Annotated in this window: 14 protein-coding genes; 6 read left to right on the top strand and 8 right to left on the bottom strand. The window is 68.8% G+C overall.

Translation table 11 applies throughout. The annotated features are described in order from the left end of the window. The 4 genes from ACFVHY_RS17380 to ACFVHY_RS17365 form a co-directional block, all read right to left on the bottom strand. Positions 1–1,537 (bottom strand): penicillin acylase family protein (locus ACFVHY_RS17380; RefSeq protein WP_390274094.1); only part of this gene is annotated, 1,537 nt, incomplete at its 3' end. Positions 1,538–1,542: 5 nt separating this feature from the next. Continuing rightward, positions 1,543–3,357: an IucA/IucC family siderophore biosynthesis protein gene (locus ACFVHY_RS17375; RefSeq protein WP_226512347.1), complete on the bottom strand. Its 1,815-nt coding sequence runs from the start codon at positions 3,355–3,357 to the stop codon at positions 1,543–1,545. Between the two features lie 4 nt (positions 3,358–3,361). Further along, positions 3,362–3,970: a GNAT family N-acetyltransferase gene (locus tag ACFVHY_RS17370; protein ID WP_226512348.1), complete on the bottom strand. Its 609-nt coding sequence runs from the start codon at positions 3,968–3,970 to the stop codon at positions 3,362–3,364. A 56-nt stretch (positions 3,971–4,026) separates the two neighbouring features. Next, a complete protein-coding gene (locus tag ACFVHY_RS17365; protein WP_390274090.1) occupies positions 4,027–7,737 on the bottom strand; it encodes an amino acid adenylation domain-containing protein in 3,711 nt (1,236 codons plus the stop codon). A gap of 378 nt (positions 7,738–8,115) precedes the next feature. Here ACFVHY_RS17365 and mbtM point away from each other — a divergent pair, with 378 nt between their 5' ends. Then, positions 8,116–9,765 carry a long-chain-fatty acid--ACP ligase MbtM gene (mbtM, locus tag ACFVHY_RS17360; protein ID WP_390274088.1) on the top strand — a complete coding sequence of 550 codons (1,650 nt, stop codon included), beginning with the start codon at positions 8,116–8,118 and terminating at the stop codon, positions 9,763–9,765. Positions 9,766–9,869: 104 nt separating this feature from the next. Beyond that, positions 9,870–10,616, top strand: coding sequence for a siderophore-interacting protein (locus tag ACFVHY_RS17355; protein WP_390274085.1), 747 nt, complete (start codon positions 9,870–9,872; stop codon positions 10,614–10,616). A gap of 439 nt (positions 10,617–11,055) precedes the next feature. Here ACFVHY_RS17355 and ACFVHY_RS17350 read toward each other — a convergent pair whose 3' ends face one another. The 4 genes from ACFVHY_RS17350 to ACFVHY_RS17335 are packed head-to-tail and all read right to left on the bottom strand — an operon-like array spanning position 11,056 to position 14,314. Continuing rightward, a complete protein-coding gene (locus ACFVHY_RS17350; RefSeq protein WP_390274083.1) occupies positions 11,056–11,844 on the bottom strand; it encodes an exodeoxyribonuclease III in 789 nt (262 codons plus the stop codon). After that, positions 11,841–12,836 (bottom strand): GNAT family N-acetyltransferase, encoded by a 996-nt coding sequence (locus ACFVHY_RS17345; protein WP_390274081.1) that lies wholly within the window; start codon positions 12,834–12,836, stop codon positions 11,841–11,843. Before ACFVHY_RS17345 ends, ACFVHY_RS17350 begins: the two co-directional genes overlap by 4 nt. A gap of 12 nt (positions 12,837–12,848) precedes the next feature. Then, complete coding sequence (locus ACFVHY_RS17340) at positions 12,849–13,448, bottom strand: peptide deformylase (protein WP_390274079.1); 600 nt, start codon at positions 13,446–13,448, stop codon at positions 12,849–12,851. 20 nt (positions 13,449–13,468) lie between these two features. Further along, positions 13,469–14,314 (bottom strand): esterase/lipase family protein, encoded by an 846-nt coding sequence (locus ACFVHY_RS17335; protein WP_390274077.1) that lies wholly within the window; start codon positions 14,312–14,314, stop codon positions 13,469–13,471. Between the two features lie 274 nt (positions 14,315–14,588). On the opposite strand from ACFVHY_RS17335, the gene ACFVHY_RS17330 reads away from it, so the two are divergent. From ACFVHY_RS17330 to ACFVHY_RS17315, 4 genes are all read left to right on the top strand, one after another. Next, entirely contained in the window at positions 14,589–14,954 is a 366-nt protein-coding gene (locus tag ACFVHY_RS17330; RefSeq protein WP_390274074.1) for a DUF3263 domain-containing protein, read from the top strand. Positions 14,955–15,001: 47 nt separating this feature from the next. Beyond that, positions 15,002–15,487 (top strand): LytR C-terminal domain-containing protein, encoded by a 486-nt coding sequence (locus ACFVHY_RS17325; protein WP_390274071.1) that lies wholly within the window; start codon positions 15,002–15,004, stop codon positions 15,485–15,487. A gap of 85 nt (positions 15,488–15,572) precedes the next feature. After that, the gene (locus ACFVHY_RS17320) at positions 15,573–16,253 is read left to right on the top strand and encodes a superoxide dismutase family protein (RefSeq protein ID WP_390274068.1); all 681 of its coding nucleotides are present in this window, start codon (positions 15,573–15,575) and stop codon (positions 16,251–16,253) included. Between the two features lie 33 nt (positions 16,254–16,286). Beyond that, positions 16,287–17,391 (top strand): glutamate--cysteine ligase (locus tag ACFVHY_RS17315; RefSeq protein ID WP_390274066.1); only part of this gene is annotated, 1,105 nt, incomplete at its 3' end.

Below are 17,391 nucleotides of genomic sequence, written 5' to 3'. Positions count from 1 at the left end.
GGGGGGTGGCCTCCGCAAGGTCCGGGCTCGTCAGGGAGCGGGGGGTGGCCTCCGCAAGGTCCGGGCTCGTCAGGGAGCGGGGGGTGGCCTCCGCAAGGTCCGGGCTCGTCAGGGAGCGGGGGGTGGCCTCCGCAAGGTCCGGGCTCCTCAGGGAGCGGAGGGTCGCGTCGAAGCCGGGGTCACCGAGCGAACCCGCCTCGTATCCGCGCCACTGGTAGCGCTCGTCCCAGCCTGGGACCGGCAACCAGTAGTTCTCGGGCGCGCGGACCGGGACCCGGCCGGCCACGTGGGTGGCGACGGTGCCGTCGGCGTGGGCGATGACCGCGCGGTTGACCGGCTCGACCCACTTCGTCAGGGCTGCTTCGACCTCGGCGACGGTGCGCACGAAGAGCAAGTCGATCGGCGCGTCGAAGGTGACCTCTTCGGTGAGCAGCGGGGACCGGATGCTCATCGCGAACGACTCGTCGGGACCGCCGAAGACGACGGCACCGTTCGGGGTGGTGACGACCTGCACGGCAACGGGTTCGGCATCCCGGACGAGGATCGTCTCGGTGCTCACCCCGGCCGGCACCCGCCCGCCGCCCGGTACCTCGACCAGGAGCGTGCCGGCCTCGTCGCGCGTCAATCGCTCGAGGTACAGATCCTGATAGTCACCCATCGCATTCGTGATGCCCCAGGCGATGTCGTCGCCCTGACAGAAGTGCGGGACCCCCGGGACGCCGGCAAAGGCGAACCCGGCCATGTCGAATGCACCGTGCGAACCTGTCGAGGCGAGGTGGAACTGCTGATAGATGCCCGGCAGTTCGAGGAATCGATGCGGGTCGCCGGCGACGATGGGCGCACCGGTCGAGCTCCGCTCGGCGGACACACCCCAGGCGTTGCTGCCCGACATGGGATCGCCGAGGTCCACCGCCGGGGCGGGTTGCTCGGGCGACGCCGGGCGGGTGATCGCGAGGATCTCCTCCAGGAACGCCTCATCGGGCATCGCGGGCACCGTGGGGTCGGTCTCCCGCGTCTCGAAGTCCCAGAACCGCAGCGCATCCAGACCGAGCGTGCGGCAGGCATGCAGGCGGAAGAGTTTCGTGGTGAACCGCCCGAAGAGCACGTGATGCATGATGAACACCGAGATCGGCGTCCACGGCCGCCACGGCAGCGGACGATGCGCCAACGCCTCGAGTTCCGGTGCGGCAGCCGACGTCTCGAGGTCGCCGAGGGTGCTGTTCACGCCGTCGGCGTAGGCGGTGACCAGTTCCCGGGTGCGGGTGGACGATGCGTCGAAGATGCGTTTCGCCGCCACGTCGAGCTGGGCGCGGCGGGCGAAGGTGTCCCATTCGACGCAGCCGGCCCCGAAGACCTCGGCGGTGCGTCCCTCGGCGCGCAGCCGCATGAACTCGATCTGCCAGCGCCGGTCCTCGCCGCATGCCCGGCCCTGTCCGTACAGAGCTCCGCGCGGCGTCGTGGCGAGGACGTGCGGGATGCCGTGGTCATCACGCAGGATCTCCACGTCGTCGGGTGCGTGGGTGCGGGTGGTGGTCATCTCCGTCACCGGTCCCTCGGCGGCGCAATCGGATTGACGAGCCGGTGACCCGCGTCGATCAGCGATGCGTAGGAGTCCTCGATGTCGACCATGCGCTTGTTGTTGCGCAGTTGCAGCCCGTTCATGTGCACCGCCCCGAACTCCGGTGCGAACAGATCCCAGCGAGCGAACCTGTCTTCCAGATCGGGGTGGGCGGCGACGAACTCACGCAGGCTCTCGGCCACCAGCGACCAGAACTCGTCGTCGCCGACGATGCCGTGCGTGTGCAGGATCTCGGCGAGTGGACGCAGGAAGTCGTCGAAGACGTCCGACAGCACACCCAGGTTGCGGATCTCGTCCGGTTCGGTGGTCCGGACGCGGGCGCAACTCTCCGGGAGTCCGTCCGCCTCGCCGAACACCGATACCTCCTCGCCGATGTCCTTGAGGATCGCTCGCACCGGGATGCCCTCGGCGAGAACCAGGATGAGGTTCTCCCCGTGCGGTGAGAACTTCAGCTCGTATCGGTAGAGCAGGTAGGCGATGGGGTGCAGATAGGTGCGCAGGTAGCGACGGATCCACTCGGTCGCGGGAACACCCGAACGGTCGATGAACGCGCCGACCAGTGGCTCACCCAGATGATCGACATGGAGTAGCGCGGCCATGGTCGACAGTTGCTCGTCGGCGGCTGCCAGCGGCACCGGGCTCTGTCGCCACAGCGCGGACAGGATCTTGCGGTACTCCGACCCCGGCTGCGTGATCGGCGTGAACGTCGGACTGCGGTAACCGATCGCCGCGACCTCGAAGATCATCTCGAAGCCGATCGCGGCGAGGTACTGGTCGTCGGCGACGAGTCCACGGACCCAGTTGTTGATCAGCGGCGTCGTCCGCATGTAGTCGGCCGACATCCCGCGTGTGAAACCCATGTTCACGATCGACAGTGCGACCTTGACGTAGTTGCGGGTCGGGGTGGTCGCGTTGAACACCGTGCGGATCGACTGCTGTGCCTGATAGAGGTCGGGGCTCGTGCCGACCTCGACGATGCGCTGGTCGGCGATGTCGGCGGAGTAGAGCTTGCGTACTTTCTCGACCCACTGCCAGGGATGCACCGGGAGGTACCGGTAATCGGCCGGGTCACAACCGACTTCGCGCAGGGCGTCCCCGAAGTCGGACAGCGTCTCGGGTCCGAGCTCGTCGAGGAGCAGCGCGCCGTAGTCGACGTCGCTGACCGTGGCGACGTCACAGTCCTCGCGACGGACGGCGAGCCAGACGAGCCTGAAGTGGTTGCCCACCTCGGGGGCGTAGCGCTCGATGTCGTCCGCGCTGAAACCAAGACGGCCGGCGTTGGCGACGATGCACGGGTGCCCCTCCGTCATCGTCGCCTCGATGGTCTGGAAGTCGGCGTGAGCGAGATCCGTTGCCGGGATGCGTCGTTCGTCCGGACGGTCGGCGCTGATCGCCAGGGTGTTGATGAACTCCTCGAGGTACTCCGGCAGCGCCTGGGGACCGATCCCCAGGAACGGGGCGAGGTCGACGATCATCGCCACCGCGTCGACTGGGAGTTCGGCGCCGTCGCGCACACGACGCAGCGTCGACTCGTCGATCGCCCAGCTGTCCAGGGCGAGTCGGTCGGCGCGGAAGTAATAGTCGGTGCGGCCGTCGGCGGAGGAGACGACGTACCCGTCGCCACTCGCCACCGGGGCGAGTGCCCGCTCGTGGGAGAACTCGGCGAGGATCTTCTTCGCGATCCTGGTGTGATACGTCTGGCGATGGCTTCGCGCACCCGACCCCCCGGCCGTGCGCGTCGCGAATCCCGGAGTGGTCCCGATGTCCTGGAGAGTCAACGATCTACGCCCCCAGGTCCGTGACCTCGACGGGTCCGACGCACTTGCCGTTGTCGGTCACCTCGAGGAAGTCGGCTCGGGTGCAGTAGCTCAGGTGCGCGGTCTTGTTCCCGACGGGGTAGTCGCCGTCGACGCGGAAGCCGACACTCGCGTTGAGGCGGTGCACGGCCTTGTTGCGGACGTCGGGCTCGACGACGACGCGCGCGGCGCCGACCTCCAGGATCGCGGTCCGCATGATGTGCAGCATCACCGCGCCGGTGAAGCCCGGCAGGGACTGTTCGGCGTGGGCGACCAGCAGGTGCATGCCGATGTCGCCGTCGGCGGGTACGTAACCGCTGGCGGGGTCGGCGAGTTCGCTGGTGGCCGGGTCGTAGAGCTCGAACAGGAACTGCGGGCGCCCGTCGTGGTAGCCCAGGCGCATTCCGTGGGGCGTGCCGGCGGTGGCCTCGGCCGACTCGCGAATCATTTTCTCCACGTCGGCAACCGAGCTGTCGAGCATGTCCCAGTACTTGGCCTTGGGATGGGTGAGCCATCCGTGGACCGTCGCGGCGTGCGATACGTCGTCGAGGTCGACCGAGGTCAGGTCGTAGGTCGGGGCGGAGGAAATGGTCATGATGCCTTTGCTCTGGAGGTGGTCGGTTGGTGTGCCGGAGAAGGTGCCGGATGCGGTCAGCCGCGCGCGATCTCGGCCTCCACCTGTTCGTCGGTGAGTTGCAGGACGTCGAGGAAGGTCTGTGCCACGAACTCAGCGCGTTCCCCGCCGAGTTCGGTGAGCCGTCCGGCGAGCCCCGCGATCGTCCGCCGGGAGAAGATGTCGGCGACCGAGAGGCCGGGTGCGTCGAGCCACTGGCGCGTCAGTGCGACCACCCGGGTGGCCTGGACGGAATCGCCGCCGAGGGAGATGAAGTCCTCGGTGACGTTCCCGGGCGGGGTCGGCAGGACCTCGCCGAAGATCAGGGTGAGGGCCTCTTCGACCGGGCCGCGCGGCGCGACCGCCTCGACGGCGTCGTCGTCGGACCGGACGCCGGCGGCGATGGCCTTGCGGTCATGCTTGCCGTTCGGCGTCAGCGGGAACCGGTCCAGGACCGTGATGGACCGCGGGACCATGTGCGGTGGAAGGGCTTCCGACAATCGGGCGCGCAGGGCGGCGTCGTCCTCGGTCGATCCGTCGGTGAGTACCACCGCGGCACGCAGGTCGCGACCGTCGGACCAGGCGACGGCCGAGCCCACCCCGGCCAGACCCAGCAACCCGGCCTCGACCTCGCCGAGTTCGACGCGGTACCCGCGGATCTTCACCATGTGGTCGGCGCGGCCCAGGAAGTCGAGGAAGCCACCCGGGAGGTAACGCGCGAGATCGCCGGTGCGGTACCAACGCTGTCCCTCGTGCTCGACGAAACGATCGGCGGTGCGCTCGGGGTCGCCGCGGTAACCGTCGGCGACGCCGGCTCCGCCGATCCACAGTTCACCCGGCACGAGGTCGGGACGGTCGCGACCGGCGTCGTCGACGACCCGGCAGCGCACACCGCGGAGCGGAATCCCGTACGGCACGAACGCCATTCCGGCCGGGACGGCATCCGCTTCGCAGATGGTGGAATGGATCGCCGTCTCGGTGGTCCCGCCGAGGCCGGCCACGCGACAATCCGGCAACTGTGCCCCGACACGCTCGAGCAGCGACACGTCGACCTTGTCGCCGCCCATGATGATCATCCGTAGCGACGCGGGCAGGGGGGCGAGATCGAGGAGCATGCCGAGGATCGACGGCACGCAGTTGAGCACGCTCACCGAGTGCTGGGTGAGCAGCCGCGCCCAGTCGTCGACCTTGGTCTGCTCGTCGTCGCCGGGCACGACGACGGCGCCGCCGACGGCGAGGAGGCCGAAGATGTCGAAGACCGAGAGGTCGAACTCCAGCGAGGACACCTGCAGGCTGCGATCGTCGGCTCCGATCGCATACCGGTCGACGAGGTCGGTGATCGTGGCGACCGCGGCCCGGTGCGGAACCTGTACGCCCTTGGGCAATCCGGTGGAGCCCGAGGTGAACAGGACGTAGGCGAGGGCGTCGCCGCCGATCGCGACCGGGTCGACCGGATCGGTGCGTCGGGCGTCGTCCACCTCGAGCACGGTGGCTTCGGCAGAGGTCCAGGCGGCCGCTTCGGAGGTCAGGATCGCGGCCGGGGTGGCGACGTCGACGATGCGCTCGCGGCGCGCTCGGGGCTGGGTGGGGGCGATCGGGACGTAGGCCGCGCCGGCGGCGAGCACTCCGAGGGCGGCGACGACCTGGTCGCCGCCCTTGGGGAGGTGCACGACGACCGTGTCACCCGGTGTGACCCCGGCTGCGACCAGGGCTCCGGCGACTCGGCGGGCCTCGTCGGCCAACTCGGCGTGGGTCCAGATGCGTGCGTCGGACACGACTGCCGGTGTCCCGGCACGCTCGGCGGCGCGGGCGAAGAAGGTTCCGTGCAGGGTGCCGTCGAAGGTGTCGGTGGCCGGTAGTGGACTCTCCACCGAAAGGCGCTGTGCTCGAACCTCATCCGTGATCGGGTGCGGCGCGGGCACATCCCATTCACCGTCGACGAGGAGCCCGAGCAGACGGACATAGTGGTCGAACATCGAACGTGCGGTGGTGAGTTCGAGGTCGGAGGCACGGACGTCCCAGTTGAGGAGCAGTCCGCCGGCCACCTCGGTCACCTGTGCGTCGAGCAGTACCTGCGGGCCTTGCGAGACGATCCACGACGGATCGCCCAGCACGTCGGTTGCCTGTTGCGAGAACAGGTCTCCCAGTCCGAGCGCGCTGGTGAACACGATCGGCGAGACCACCGGTTCGCCGCGGTGGCGACTCAGTTCGCGAAGCACGTCCAGTCCGTTCATCGAACCGTGCGCGGCGGCCTCGTGCATCGATGCCCGCATCGATCGCGCTCGTTCGGCGAGCGTCGCCGGCTCGCTCAGGTCGACGCCCACGAGGATCGACGACGTGAAGTCGCCCACCACCTGTTCGACGTCAGGATGGACCTGTGGACGATCGAACAACGGCACCGTGAGCAGGAAACGCGATGTGGCCGACTGCGTTCCGACGGCCTCTGCGAAGACTGCGGCCACCGCGGCCGCGGGGGTGACGCCGCGCCGGTGCGCGTGCTCCTCGAGTCGCTTCCAGTCCGACGCGGACACCGAATGGTGGAGGCGGACGCTGTGCGGTTCGACATCGCCGCGCATCGCACGTTCGTCGAGCGGGAGTTCCGGCGGGCCGGGGAGTGTGGGAATCCGTTCGCGCCACCAGGTCACGTCGTCGGCGCGGATCTCCCGCGACGCGCGATCCGCGGTGATCGTCGCGAAGGTGACGCCGAGTTCCGGCAGGGACTCGCCGCGGTACAGGCGAGCGAAGTCGTCGACGAGGACGCGGTAGCTCATCGCGTCGGCGGCGATCATGTCGACGTCGAGATGGACACGGGTCGAGTTTCCCGGCAGCAGACTCAGTTCGGCACGGATCACCGCTCCCTCGTCGACCGGCAGTGCGCGGTGGGTGCCGTCCGCGCGGCGGGCCGCCAGGACCTGCTCGACCGTCTCCGACGAATGTTCCCGAAGGTCGTGCACCGCAATGGCTTCGGGGTGTGCCGGGCCGATCTCCTGGGTACCGTCGGGAAGCACTCGGACGCGCAGCATCGGGTGGCGTTCCAGCAGCGCCGCCACCGCCGAGGTGAAGCGGTCGGGATCGACGTCGGAACCGTCGAACTCGATGTAGAGGTGAGCGGCGACATTGCCGAACGCGTGGCTGTCCGACCTACCGATCCAGTAGGCGTGCTGCATCGGAGCGAGGGGGAACGGTCTGTCGGTCGGTTCCGATGACGAAGGTGCGAGGTCATGGGAGTTCGGCGCGGGCGTGCCACCCAGCAACGCCGCCCACGCGGTGACGGTCGGTTGTGCGGCGAGGCGGGCGAAGTCGACGTCGAGGCCGCGTTTGCGCCAGGTGCCGGCCAGTCGCATCATCCGCAATGAGTCGAGTCCCTGTGCGATGAGGTCCTGCTCCGGGTCGATCGACTCGGGGGTCACGCCGAGCGCCGTGGCCACCTCGTCGCGGATGTCCGAGGTCGCGGCGGCGGCCGCGCCGGCACCAGCCGGGTTCGCGTCGCTCGGCAGACCGGCCGAGGAGCGCAGAAGTGCCGCCCAGGCCGTGACCGTGGGTTGTGCGGCGAGGCGGGCGAAGTCGACGTCGAGGCCACGTTTGCGCCAGGTGCCGGCCAGTCGCATCATCCGCAGCGAGTCGAGTCCCTGTGCGATGAGGTCCTGCTCCGGGTCGATCGACTCGGGCGTCAGGCCGAGGGCCTCGGACACCTCGGCGACGATGTCGGCCGCGGTGACAAGATCCGTGGTCTGGGAATTCGTGGCCATCAGCCGGCGTGCCTCTCGCAGTTCGGTGACATGTTTACTCAGTCCGGGGAACCCGCATTTAGGGTAGGTTATACTAACTAACCGCTCCGCCCAATCTTTGGGCAATGCCGGCGAGAGCCCCGAGAGCCGACGCGAATTAGGTTAGCCTAAGTTTCGCGAATTCGTCTCATCGGATGACGCGGATCACGTAGTCGCGATGATCGACTCGGGGTCTTGTGTCCGAGAAAGATTAGGCTACCCTACCCAAATGATGCGAGCAGTTGTGTTCGCCGAGACCAGCGGTCGGGGACGACCCTCGGTATGACCACTCGGTCGCTCACACGACCGGAAGACGATCAGAAGACCGACGCCAGGTGCTGGCGAGAACGGGAAACGAGAATGTCGCAGAACAGCGTGATCCTGGAGGAAGCGGGCTCGACCAATGCGTTGGCGGCCACCGTTCGTGAGGCGATGCTGGCGGGGGATACGAGTCTGTCCGTCCTGGACTCCGAGACCAGCGAATGGGTGACGGCACCGTGGCGCGAGGTCCATGCCCGCGCGGAGCAGATCGCGGTCCAATTGCTGGCCGACAGCGAACTGCACGAGCCGCAGGCGCTCGGCCTCATCGGGGACCCCACGGTCGACCTGATCGCCGCCATCCAGGGCGCATGGCTCGCCGGTGTTCCGGTCACCATCCTGCCGGGCCCCATCCGGGGGGCCGACGAGGAGCGATGGGCGCAGAACACCTACCACCGGTACGTGTCGATCGGCGTCGGCACCGTCCTCGGCAGCGGAGCCCAGCTCGACCTGCTGTCGAAGGTCGAGGGACGGCTGCACATCGCGCGAGTGGGCGAGTACGGCCTCGGCGCCGACACCACCGACTTCGTCGCCCGCAACGTCAACGGCAACACCATCGCCGTCCTCCAGGGAACGGCCGGTTCGACCGGAGACCCCAAGACCGTCGCCCTGACGGCCTCGGCCGTCTACTCGAATGCCATCGAACTGGTCAGCCGGCTCGGCCTCCACCGCACCCGCGACACCGGGTTCAGCTGGCTGCCGCTCTACCACGACATGGGTCTGATGTTCCTGCTCGCCGGGATGACCACCGGCATCCCCGCCTACATCGTGCCGAACACCGCCTTCGCGGCGGCGCCCTTCAAGTGGATGCAGTGGCTCACCGAGACCAAGACGACCGTCACCGCGGCGCCGAACTTCGCCTACGACATCCTCGGCCGCTACGGCAAACTGCTGCGCGACATCGACCTCTCACACCTGCGCGTCGCGATCAGCGGCGGTGAGCCGATCGACGCCGACGCCTTCGACAAGTTCCTCGAGGCGACCGCGCCGTTCGGCTTCGATCGTTCCGCCGCGGCACCCGCCTACGGTATGGCCGAATCCGCCTGCGCGGTGACGATGCCCGCGGTCGGCGAGGGGGTGCACTACGACGAGGTCACCGTCACCCCGCCCGGCGGTGGCGAGCCCATTCGCCGCCGGTACGCGATCCTCGGTAAACCGCTGGGCGGCATGCAGGTTCGCATCGTCGAGCCGAATGTCGACGTCCCGGTCATCGACGGGCGCAACGTCGGGCACGTGGAGATCCGCGGCGCGTCGATGATGCGCGGCTACCTGGGCGATGCCGATCTCGGTGCGGGCGAATGGTTCTCGACCGGCGACCTCGGTTACCTGATCGACGATCGGCTGGTGATCTGCGGCCGGGCCAAGGAGGTCATCATCGTCGCGGGCCGCAACCTGTTCCCGATCGAGATCGAGCGCGCGGCCGCCGAAGTCGCCGGCGTGCGTCGCGGCGGCGTCGTCGCCATGGCGCGGGGGGAGGGTTCGGCCCGGCCGGGCCTGGTGATTCTCGCCGAGTACAAGGGGTCCGATCCCGACCAGGCGCGTGCGGAGGTCAACTCCGAGGTCGCGTCGGCGTGCGGGATCATGCCCGCCGAGGTCATCTTCGTCGCGCCGGACTCGGTGCCGCGCACCACATCCGGCAAGATCCGTCGCCTGGAGACCCGTCAGATGGTCGAGCACGGCACCTTCCAGTAGGTCCGATTTTCCGTGGTGCGTCGTGTCATGCCGACGGTCACGAGAATGACAGTGTCTCCCCGGCCCGGACCCGGGCCGGGGAGGCACTGTAGAGAGGTTCAGACATGAGCGAGGTATCCACGAAGGGGCGCGGCTGGCAGGGCGCCGTCATGAAGATCCTCGGCGGTGACGACTTCACCTTCACCCTCACCGGCAAAGAGGCGGTGACGGATCACTATCTGCGACTGCGTTTCCACGGTGGCGGGCTCCTCACCGGTTCCGCGATCCACCCGACCATGTGGGTGCGCCTCTGGTTCGCCGACGGTGGCAAGCTGCATCAGCGCGGTTACACGCTTGTCGATCCCGACCCGGCGACGGACACCTTCGACATCGAGTTCGCGATCCACGACGGCACCGCCGCCCGATGGGCTCAGGACGCACATGTGGGCGACGCCATCGGCGCGACCCTGATGGGCTCGAAGTTCGCGATCCCCGACCCCGCGCCGGCGGGATGGCTCATCGCCGGCGACACCGCCTCGCTGCCGGCGATCAACTCGCTGCTGGACTCGCTCGGCGACTCCGGGGCGGGTGCGACGATCTGGTTCGAGTACCAGCACGAGAGCGACAGATCGCTGCCGCTGCGCGCCCGCGCACAGGACACGGTGCACTGGCTCCCGCGTGAGCGCGACGGCGCGGCTCTCGTCGACGCGGTCCGATCCGCCGCCTTCGACGCCGCCGACCACTTCGGTTGGGTCGCACTCGATTCCACGTGCACCCGCACGGTCGCCGGGTTGTTCAGGGACGATTACGGGATTCCCAAGAAGTCGGTGAAGTCGCAGGCCTACTGGATCGTCGGGAAGTCGTTCGCCTGACGGCGCCCTTGCTCCCGAATTCGAAAGAACGACCTACCCCCGCTCCCTGAGAAGCGCCCGGAGCTTGGCGAGGGCGCGTCACGAAGGGTCTTCGCAACCCGACTCGCCAAGACCCTTCGTGACGCTCGCAAGCTCGCTCCTCGGGGAGCAATAAAAGGGCCCGCACCGAACGGTTCTTTCGTTGTCCACGACGGCCGCGAGGCCGCAGCTCCTGAGGTGCGAGCGAAGCGAGCCTCGAAGGGTCTCGCTACGCATCTCGCCGCGCCCTTCGAGGCTCGTCGCTTACGCTCCTCGCACCTCAGCTCAGGGGGCAGGGGAGGCTCGTCGACCTCGACGCGTTCCTTCGTCGCTTGCTCGGCCCGGCGGCTATCGCTCCTGGCACCTCAGGGAGCATGGGGAGGTTCGCACCTGAGGGAGTAGTTGTGTTGCGCAGCCGGGATCAGTCGGCGACGTCGAAGACGACCGGGGCGTGATCGCTGGCGCCCTTCGCTTTTCGCGCGGCGCGATCGACGACGGCGCCCATGATGCGGGTGTCGAGAGCGGGTGAGCAGAACGCGTAGTCGATGCGCATGCCCTCGTTCCGGGGGAACCGCAGCTGGGTGTAGTCCCAGAACGTGTACCCCGGGGCGTACGGAAGGGCCGAGTCGACGAGGCCGGCCTCCAGAAACCCCTGCACTGCGGCGCGTTCGGGTGGGGTCACGTGTGTGCGTCCCTCGAAGTACCCGCGATCCCACACGTCGTCGTCGGTCTGGGCGACGTTCCAGTCGCCGGCGAGCATCATGTCCGCGGCGGGGTCGTGGGCCAGCCGCAGGGTGATGTGATTACGCAGCGCGTCGAGCCAGGCGAGCTTGTAGGTGTAGTGCGGGTCGTCGGGTGTCCTGCCGTTCGGTACATAGAGACTCCAGACGCGAACACCGTTGCAGCGCGCGGAGATCGACCGCGCCTCCCGGATCGGCTGGCCGTCGACCGGGTGCGTCGGCACGCCGTCGAAGGAGATCTCGACCTCGTCGAGCCCGACCCGTGAGGCGATCGCGACACCGTTGTAGGCGCCTTGCCCGACGTGCGCGACGTCGTAACCGGCGGCGAGGAAACTCATCAGCGGGAATGCGTCGTCGTGACACTTGGTCTCCTGCATCGCGAGCACGTCGACGCCGGCGGTCTCCGCCCAGGCGACGACGGACTCGGACCGGGCGCGGATCGAGTTGACGTTCCAGGTGGCGATCCTCATCGGATGCCCTCCGACGCGGCCGGCACGTGCGGTGTCACATAGCGATAGGTGTGATGCAGCCCGAAACCCAGGCGGCGATACCACGATCCGGCCACCCGGTTGGTGGACTCGACCTGCAGATAGACCGAGTCGGCGCCCTGCTCGACTCCCCACGCGGTCAGCGCCGCGACCACCGCGGAGGAGAGCCCGCCCCCGCGCCGGCCCGGGTCGGTCCACAGCGCGGTCAACCCCAGCCACCGGTGTCCGTCCGGCGACTCGGTCACCGAACCCCGTCCGATCGCTGCTGCGTCGTCGATGGTCGCGAAGGTCATCGGGCCGTCCCCGGCGGTCACGACGCCGGCCACGGAGTCGAGTCCGCCCGACGCGCGCCCACCGGCGTATGCGCTCAACCAGCGGGCGTCCGGTTGCGGATCGAGTCGTACTGTCCGACTGTGCATCTCGCCGGTGCGCGCGCGGAGCCCCGGCAGGTCGGCGGTCAGCATCTGTACCTCGACCCCGGGGTCTCCGGGAACGGAGCCCGACGGGATGAGGCGATCCGGGGAGGCGAGGAGCGGAGGGAGTCCGCGATCGGCGTACCACTCACCGATATGTCGCAGGGTGGCGGCGTCGGGACGCGCGTGGCGTTCAAGGGGCACAGCCGAGTTCGCGCGCCTGCTGAAGCCGTGACCGGCCCGCAGGAGCCAGCCGTCGACCCACTCCGTCTCGACACCGGGCCAGGCGAGGGCGGCGGCGTGCTCGAGCGCGCGGATCTCGCTGTTGCGCACCGGTTTCGCGGACAACAGACGGACCGAGGTGATCGCCGCGAACGGGATCGACAACTCCTCGTCGTCGCGTCGTATCCGCAGCGGGTCGGTGTCGTCGAGCAGGACGCCCGTCGCGTCCGACCGGGCGGACGCGGGATCTCCCCGCCAATCGGCGGGGGTCGCATCGCCCAGCAGATAGCGGACGACGACGCGGTCGCCCGGGACGGCACCCGACAGTGAGACCTCCACGCGGAAGCGAGATCAGTCGTCGTGCCCGAACGGGTCGGCGACCTCGCCGGGCGTCCACGTCAGGCCGGGTACCCCCCACTTGTTGCGTTTGATCGCCTTCTTCGCGGCTCGGGCGTTGCGCCCCACGAGCACGTCGACGTAGAGGAACCCGTCGAGGTGGCCGACCTCGTGCTGGAGCATCCGGGCGAAGAACCCCTCGCCCTCGATGACGACCTCGGCGCCGGTGCGGTCGGTGCCGGTGACGCGGGCCCAGTCGGCACGGCCGGTGGGGAACTGCTCACCCGGCACTGACAGGCATCCCTCGTCGTTGTCGTCGGGATCCGGCATGGTCTCGGGGATCTCGGAGGTCTCGAGGACCGGGTTGATGACCTCGCCGCGGCGGCGGGCCGCCGAGCGGTCTCCGTCTGGGCAGTCGTAGACGAACACGCGGGATCCGACGCCCACCTGATTGGCGGCCAGGCCCACACCGTGGGCGGCGTCCATGGTCTCGTACATGTCGTCGATGAGGCCGACGACCTCATCGAACGGACGGCCGTCCGCGTCGAGGGGGACCGGAGTGGTCGGCTGGTGCAGGACCGGCTCGCCCACGATGCAGATCGGGAGAATCGCCATGGCGATCACCTTAGCGCTGCTCAGGGCGCAGGAACGACGCCGGGTACGGCGTCGCGGATGGCGTCACCGGCAGGGCCGGGAATGCCGGGGAACAGCGTCGACTGCCAGTCGAAGCTGTCGACCGGCTCGGTCACCACCTCACCGGCGCACGACCCGCGCAGCGACGTCCGCACGTTGGCGATGATCGTCGGGTCGCGCATCTCGATCACGTGGTCGTAGCCGGTGTTCGCCAGGGGGACCGGGGAATATGCGCGGCACTGTGCGGTTCCGTCGAGGCGACCGTCGGTCCACTCGCCGTCGCTCTGCACCACCGAGTACCGGGTGGGGCCGGGGGCGTCGGGACCACGGTTGAGCTCGGTGATCGCATCGGCGTACATGCAGGTGTCGTACCCGCCGTCGCGCGGCTGCGCGCAACCGCCGGGCGAGCCGTACTGGGCGGTCCCGATCGCGACGTACTCGTCGACGACGTCTGACCCGCCGAGGAACTTCAGGTAGTGGCGGGCACCGAGCCCGCCCGCACTGTGGGTGACGAGCCCGATCGACGTCGCGGTGCCGACGAAAGGTGCGATCGTCCGCTGGATCAGCCGGGCGTCGGACGCCACCTCGCGTCCGCCGGCGTGTGCGTACACCACGGTGTTCCCGTCGGCGCGGATCGACTCGGCCAGCGGACGGAACGTCTCCTCGTTCTGTGCGTTGCCGGCATAGAGTTGCTGGCCGGGCACGATGACCACGACGCCCTCGGCGGGCGCGGCGTCAGCCGGCGCGGCGAGTGCCGCGGTCGCGACGGCGGCCGTGGAGGCCAGCGCCGCGATGGCGCCCATCAGTGCTCGCCGGGTCCTCGCCACCCCGGATCCGGTTGTCGTCATCCCGACCGTCCTCATCTCTGTCCCCCCGCCTCGACCCATCCCGGACGGGGATGAGTGAGGGCAGCCTAACAGCGGCCGCCGTCCGACGGAATGGTCGTGATGCGCGCCGTGGCGAGTCACACCGCGATCGGACCGGCCCGCCGTGGTTAGATTGGCTGCGAACCACACCGCTGTCATTCGTCTCCGTGAGGGGACGTCCGCGCCCGCGTCGCATCGCGAATAGGTGCACGTCAGCGGTGGTGTGAGGTCGTCGACTGGTATCTGAGGGAGTGAGATGGACGGCGCAGCTGCGCGTAGCCAGAAACAGGGCGATCAACCCACCCCCGGCCAGGACGCAGAGGCCGGGGCGGCAGGCCTGCCGGTCGATCCGCACGAGGTCGGTGCGGACGGTCTGACCCGCCGCGAACACGACATCCTCGCGTTCGAGCGCCAGTGGTGGAAGTACGCCGGCGCCAAGGAAGAAGCGATCAAAGAGCTGTTCGGTTTGTCGGCGACCCGGTACTACCAGGTGCTCAACGCGCTGGTCGACCGGCCGGAGGCGCTCGCGGCCGATCCGATGCTCGTCAAGCGGCTCCGGCGCCTGCGCGCGACCCGTCAGAAGGCCCGTGCGGCGCGCCGTCTGGGCTTCGAGATCACCTGAGACGCTGAACCCGGTCGCCCTCGCGCGGTGCGTTAAGGTCGTCGGTGATGAATGCAGATCGTGAGCCCAATCGCCTGCCGCTGCGTGCGGGGGCGATGATGCTCTTCGCAGTCGCCGTGGTCTTCATCGGCCTCGGCTGGCATTCCGCGGCGACCGCCGGGAACGACGCCCCGACGACCGAGGCCGCGACGACCGTGAGTTCGTCGCCCACGTCGACGCCGGCGTCCACGAGTGCGGCGGCGACCGACAAGCGGCTCTGCGTGATCAACGCCGGCCAGGTCGCGGGCCTCGCCTCGGACGTCACCGATCTGCTGGAGGCCAGGGGCTACCAGATGGCGGAGCCCGGCAACTACACCGCGGGCGGGTTCAGCGAGAACACGATCTTCCACGAGGACGACACGGACAAGGCCCAGGCCGACAAGGTCGCCGAGGCACTCGGCGGCCAGGTCGCGGTCGAGGAGCGGCCGGCCTCGTTCACCCGGTGCCGCGGCGGCATCCCGGTGGTCGTGGTGACCGCGGTCAGTGGCGCATGACCCGGGCCGAGCCGCGAACCTCTGAACCACGAAACAGCTGAACCGAGAATTACCGAAAACCACTGTCCGCCAACCAAGGAGTGACATGTCCGGACGTTCCACACTCGCCGCGCCCCGCGCTCTCGCCGCGTTGTTCTCCGCAGGACTGATCGGCGTGGCACTGGCCGGGTGCAGCCCCGACCAGGAGCCCACGGACGTCCCGGGCACGACCCCATCGGTCGTTTCCGACGCGCCGCTCCCGCCGGGCGCCGAGGACGACGTCGACGGCGAGCCCAGCGGTCAGACCGCCGTCGCCGAGATCAAGGACACCTCCGGCCAGGTCGTGGGCCAGGCCACCATCACTGCGGCCACCGAGACCGCCGAGCCGGTCACCATCAACGTGCGCGTCACCGCCGGTGACCTGCCGGCCGGGTTCCACGGCATGCACATCCACGAGACCGGCACCTGTGACGCTGGCGCCGGCGGCTCGCAGGCGTTCACCTCGGCGGGCGGACATCTGCAGGTGGACGGCAACACCGACCATCCCTCGAGCGGAGATCTGATCTCGATCAACATCCTCGAGGACCACACCGGCCGGACGGTCACCACGACCGATGCCGTGACGATCCAGCAGTTGATCGGCAAGTCGATCATGATCCACGAGAAGCCCGACAACTTCGGGAACATCCCGGCCGACAAGTACCCGGGCGGCCCGAACCCCGACACCTTGCGGACCGGCGACGCCGGCGCACGCATCGCGTGCGGTGTCATCGAAGAGGAGAGCTAGGGGTTCTGGCACCGTCCGTCGCCACCTCAGCACATGACACCGATCGAGTTCGACGGGTCACCGACCCCCACCCTCGGGGTCGAATGGGAGTTCGCCCTGACCGACAAGGGAACCGGCGACCTGTCGAACTCGGCGGCGGCGCTCTTCGCCGCGGTCGGCGAACACCATCCCGACTTCGCGGGCAGAATCCACAAGGAGCTGCTGCGCAACACCGTCGAGTTGGTGACCGGCATCTGCCGGACCGCGGGCGAGGCGATCGCCGACCTCACGGGCACGCTCGGCGTGGTGCGGGGGCTGACCGAGGACCTCGGCGTCGATCTGTACGGCGCCGGTACGCATCCGTTCGCGGAGTACTCGACCCAACTGCTCACCGAGGGTCACCGATACGCGGAGTTGATCGAGCGCACCCAGTGGTGGGGGCGGCAGATGCTGATCTGGGGCGTGCACGTCCACGTCGGGATCAGCCACCGCGACAAGGTGTTACCCGTTCTCGACGCGCTCCTGAACTACTATCCGCACCTGCTCGCCCTGTCCTCGTCGTCACCGATGTGGGCCGGTCAGGACACCGGATACGCGAGCAATCGCGCCATGATGTTCCAGCAACTCCCGACGGCCGGGCTGCCGTTCCAGTTCGAGACCTGGGAGCAGTTCGAGGCTTTCGTCGCAGATCAGAAGACGACCGGGATCATCGACCATCTCAACGAGATCCGCTGGGACATCCGGCCTTCCCCGCATCTGGGGACCATCGAGGTCCGCGTGTGCGACGGCATGACCAATCTCGGCGAGCTGTCGGCGATCGTCGCGCTCATCCACTGTCTGGTCGTCGACCTGGACCGGCGGTTCTCGGCGGGCGAGAAGCTGCCGACGATGGCGCCCTGGCTCGTCCAGGAGAACAAATGGCGGGCGGCCCGCTACGGACTCGACGCCATCGTCATCCTGGACTCCGACTGCACCGAGAAGCTCGTGACCGAGGACCTCACCGCTCTGCTCGAACGTCTCGAACCGATTGCGCGCGAGCTCGATTGCGTCGACGAGCTGGCCGGTGTCGAGCGCATCATCGCCCAGGGCGCGAGCTATCAGCGGCAGCGTGACGTGCACCGCCGGACGCAATCCATGCGCGACGTGGTCGCCTCGGTGG

Source organism: Gordonia sp. NPDC127522, assembly GCF_042672305.1.
Taxonomy (GTDB): Bacteria; Actinomycetota; Actinomycetes; order Mycobacteriales; family Mycobacteriaceae; genus Gordonia; species Gordonia hongkongensis.
The sequence above is the reverse complement of the archived record's forward strand: the minus strand, read 5'-3'. Positions and strand labels throughout refer to the sequence as shown.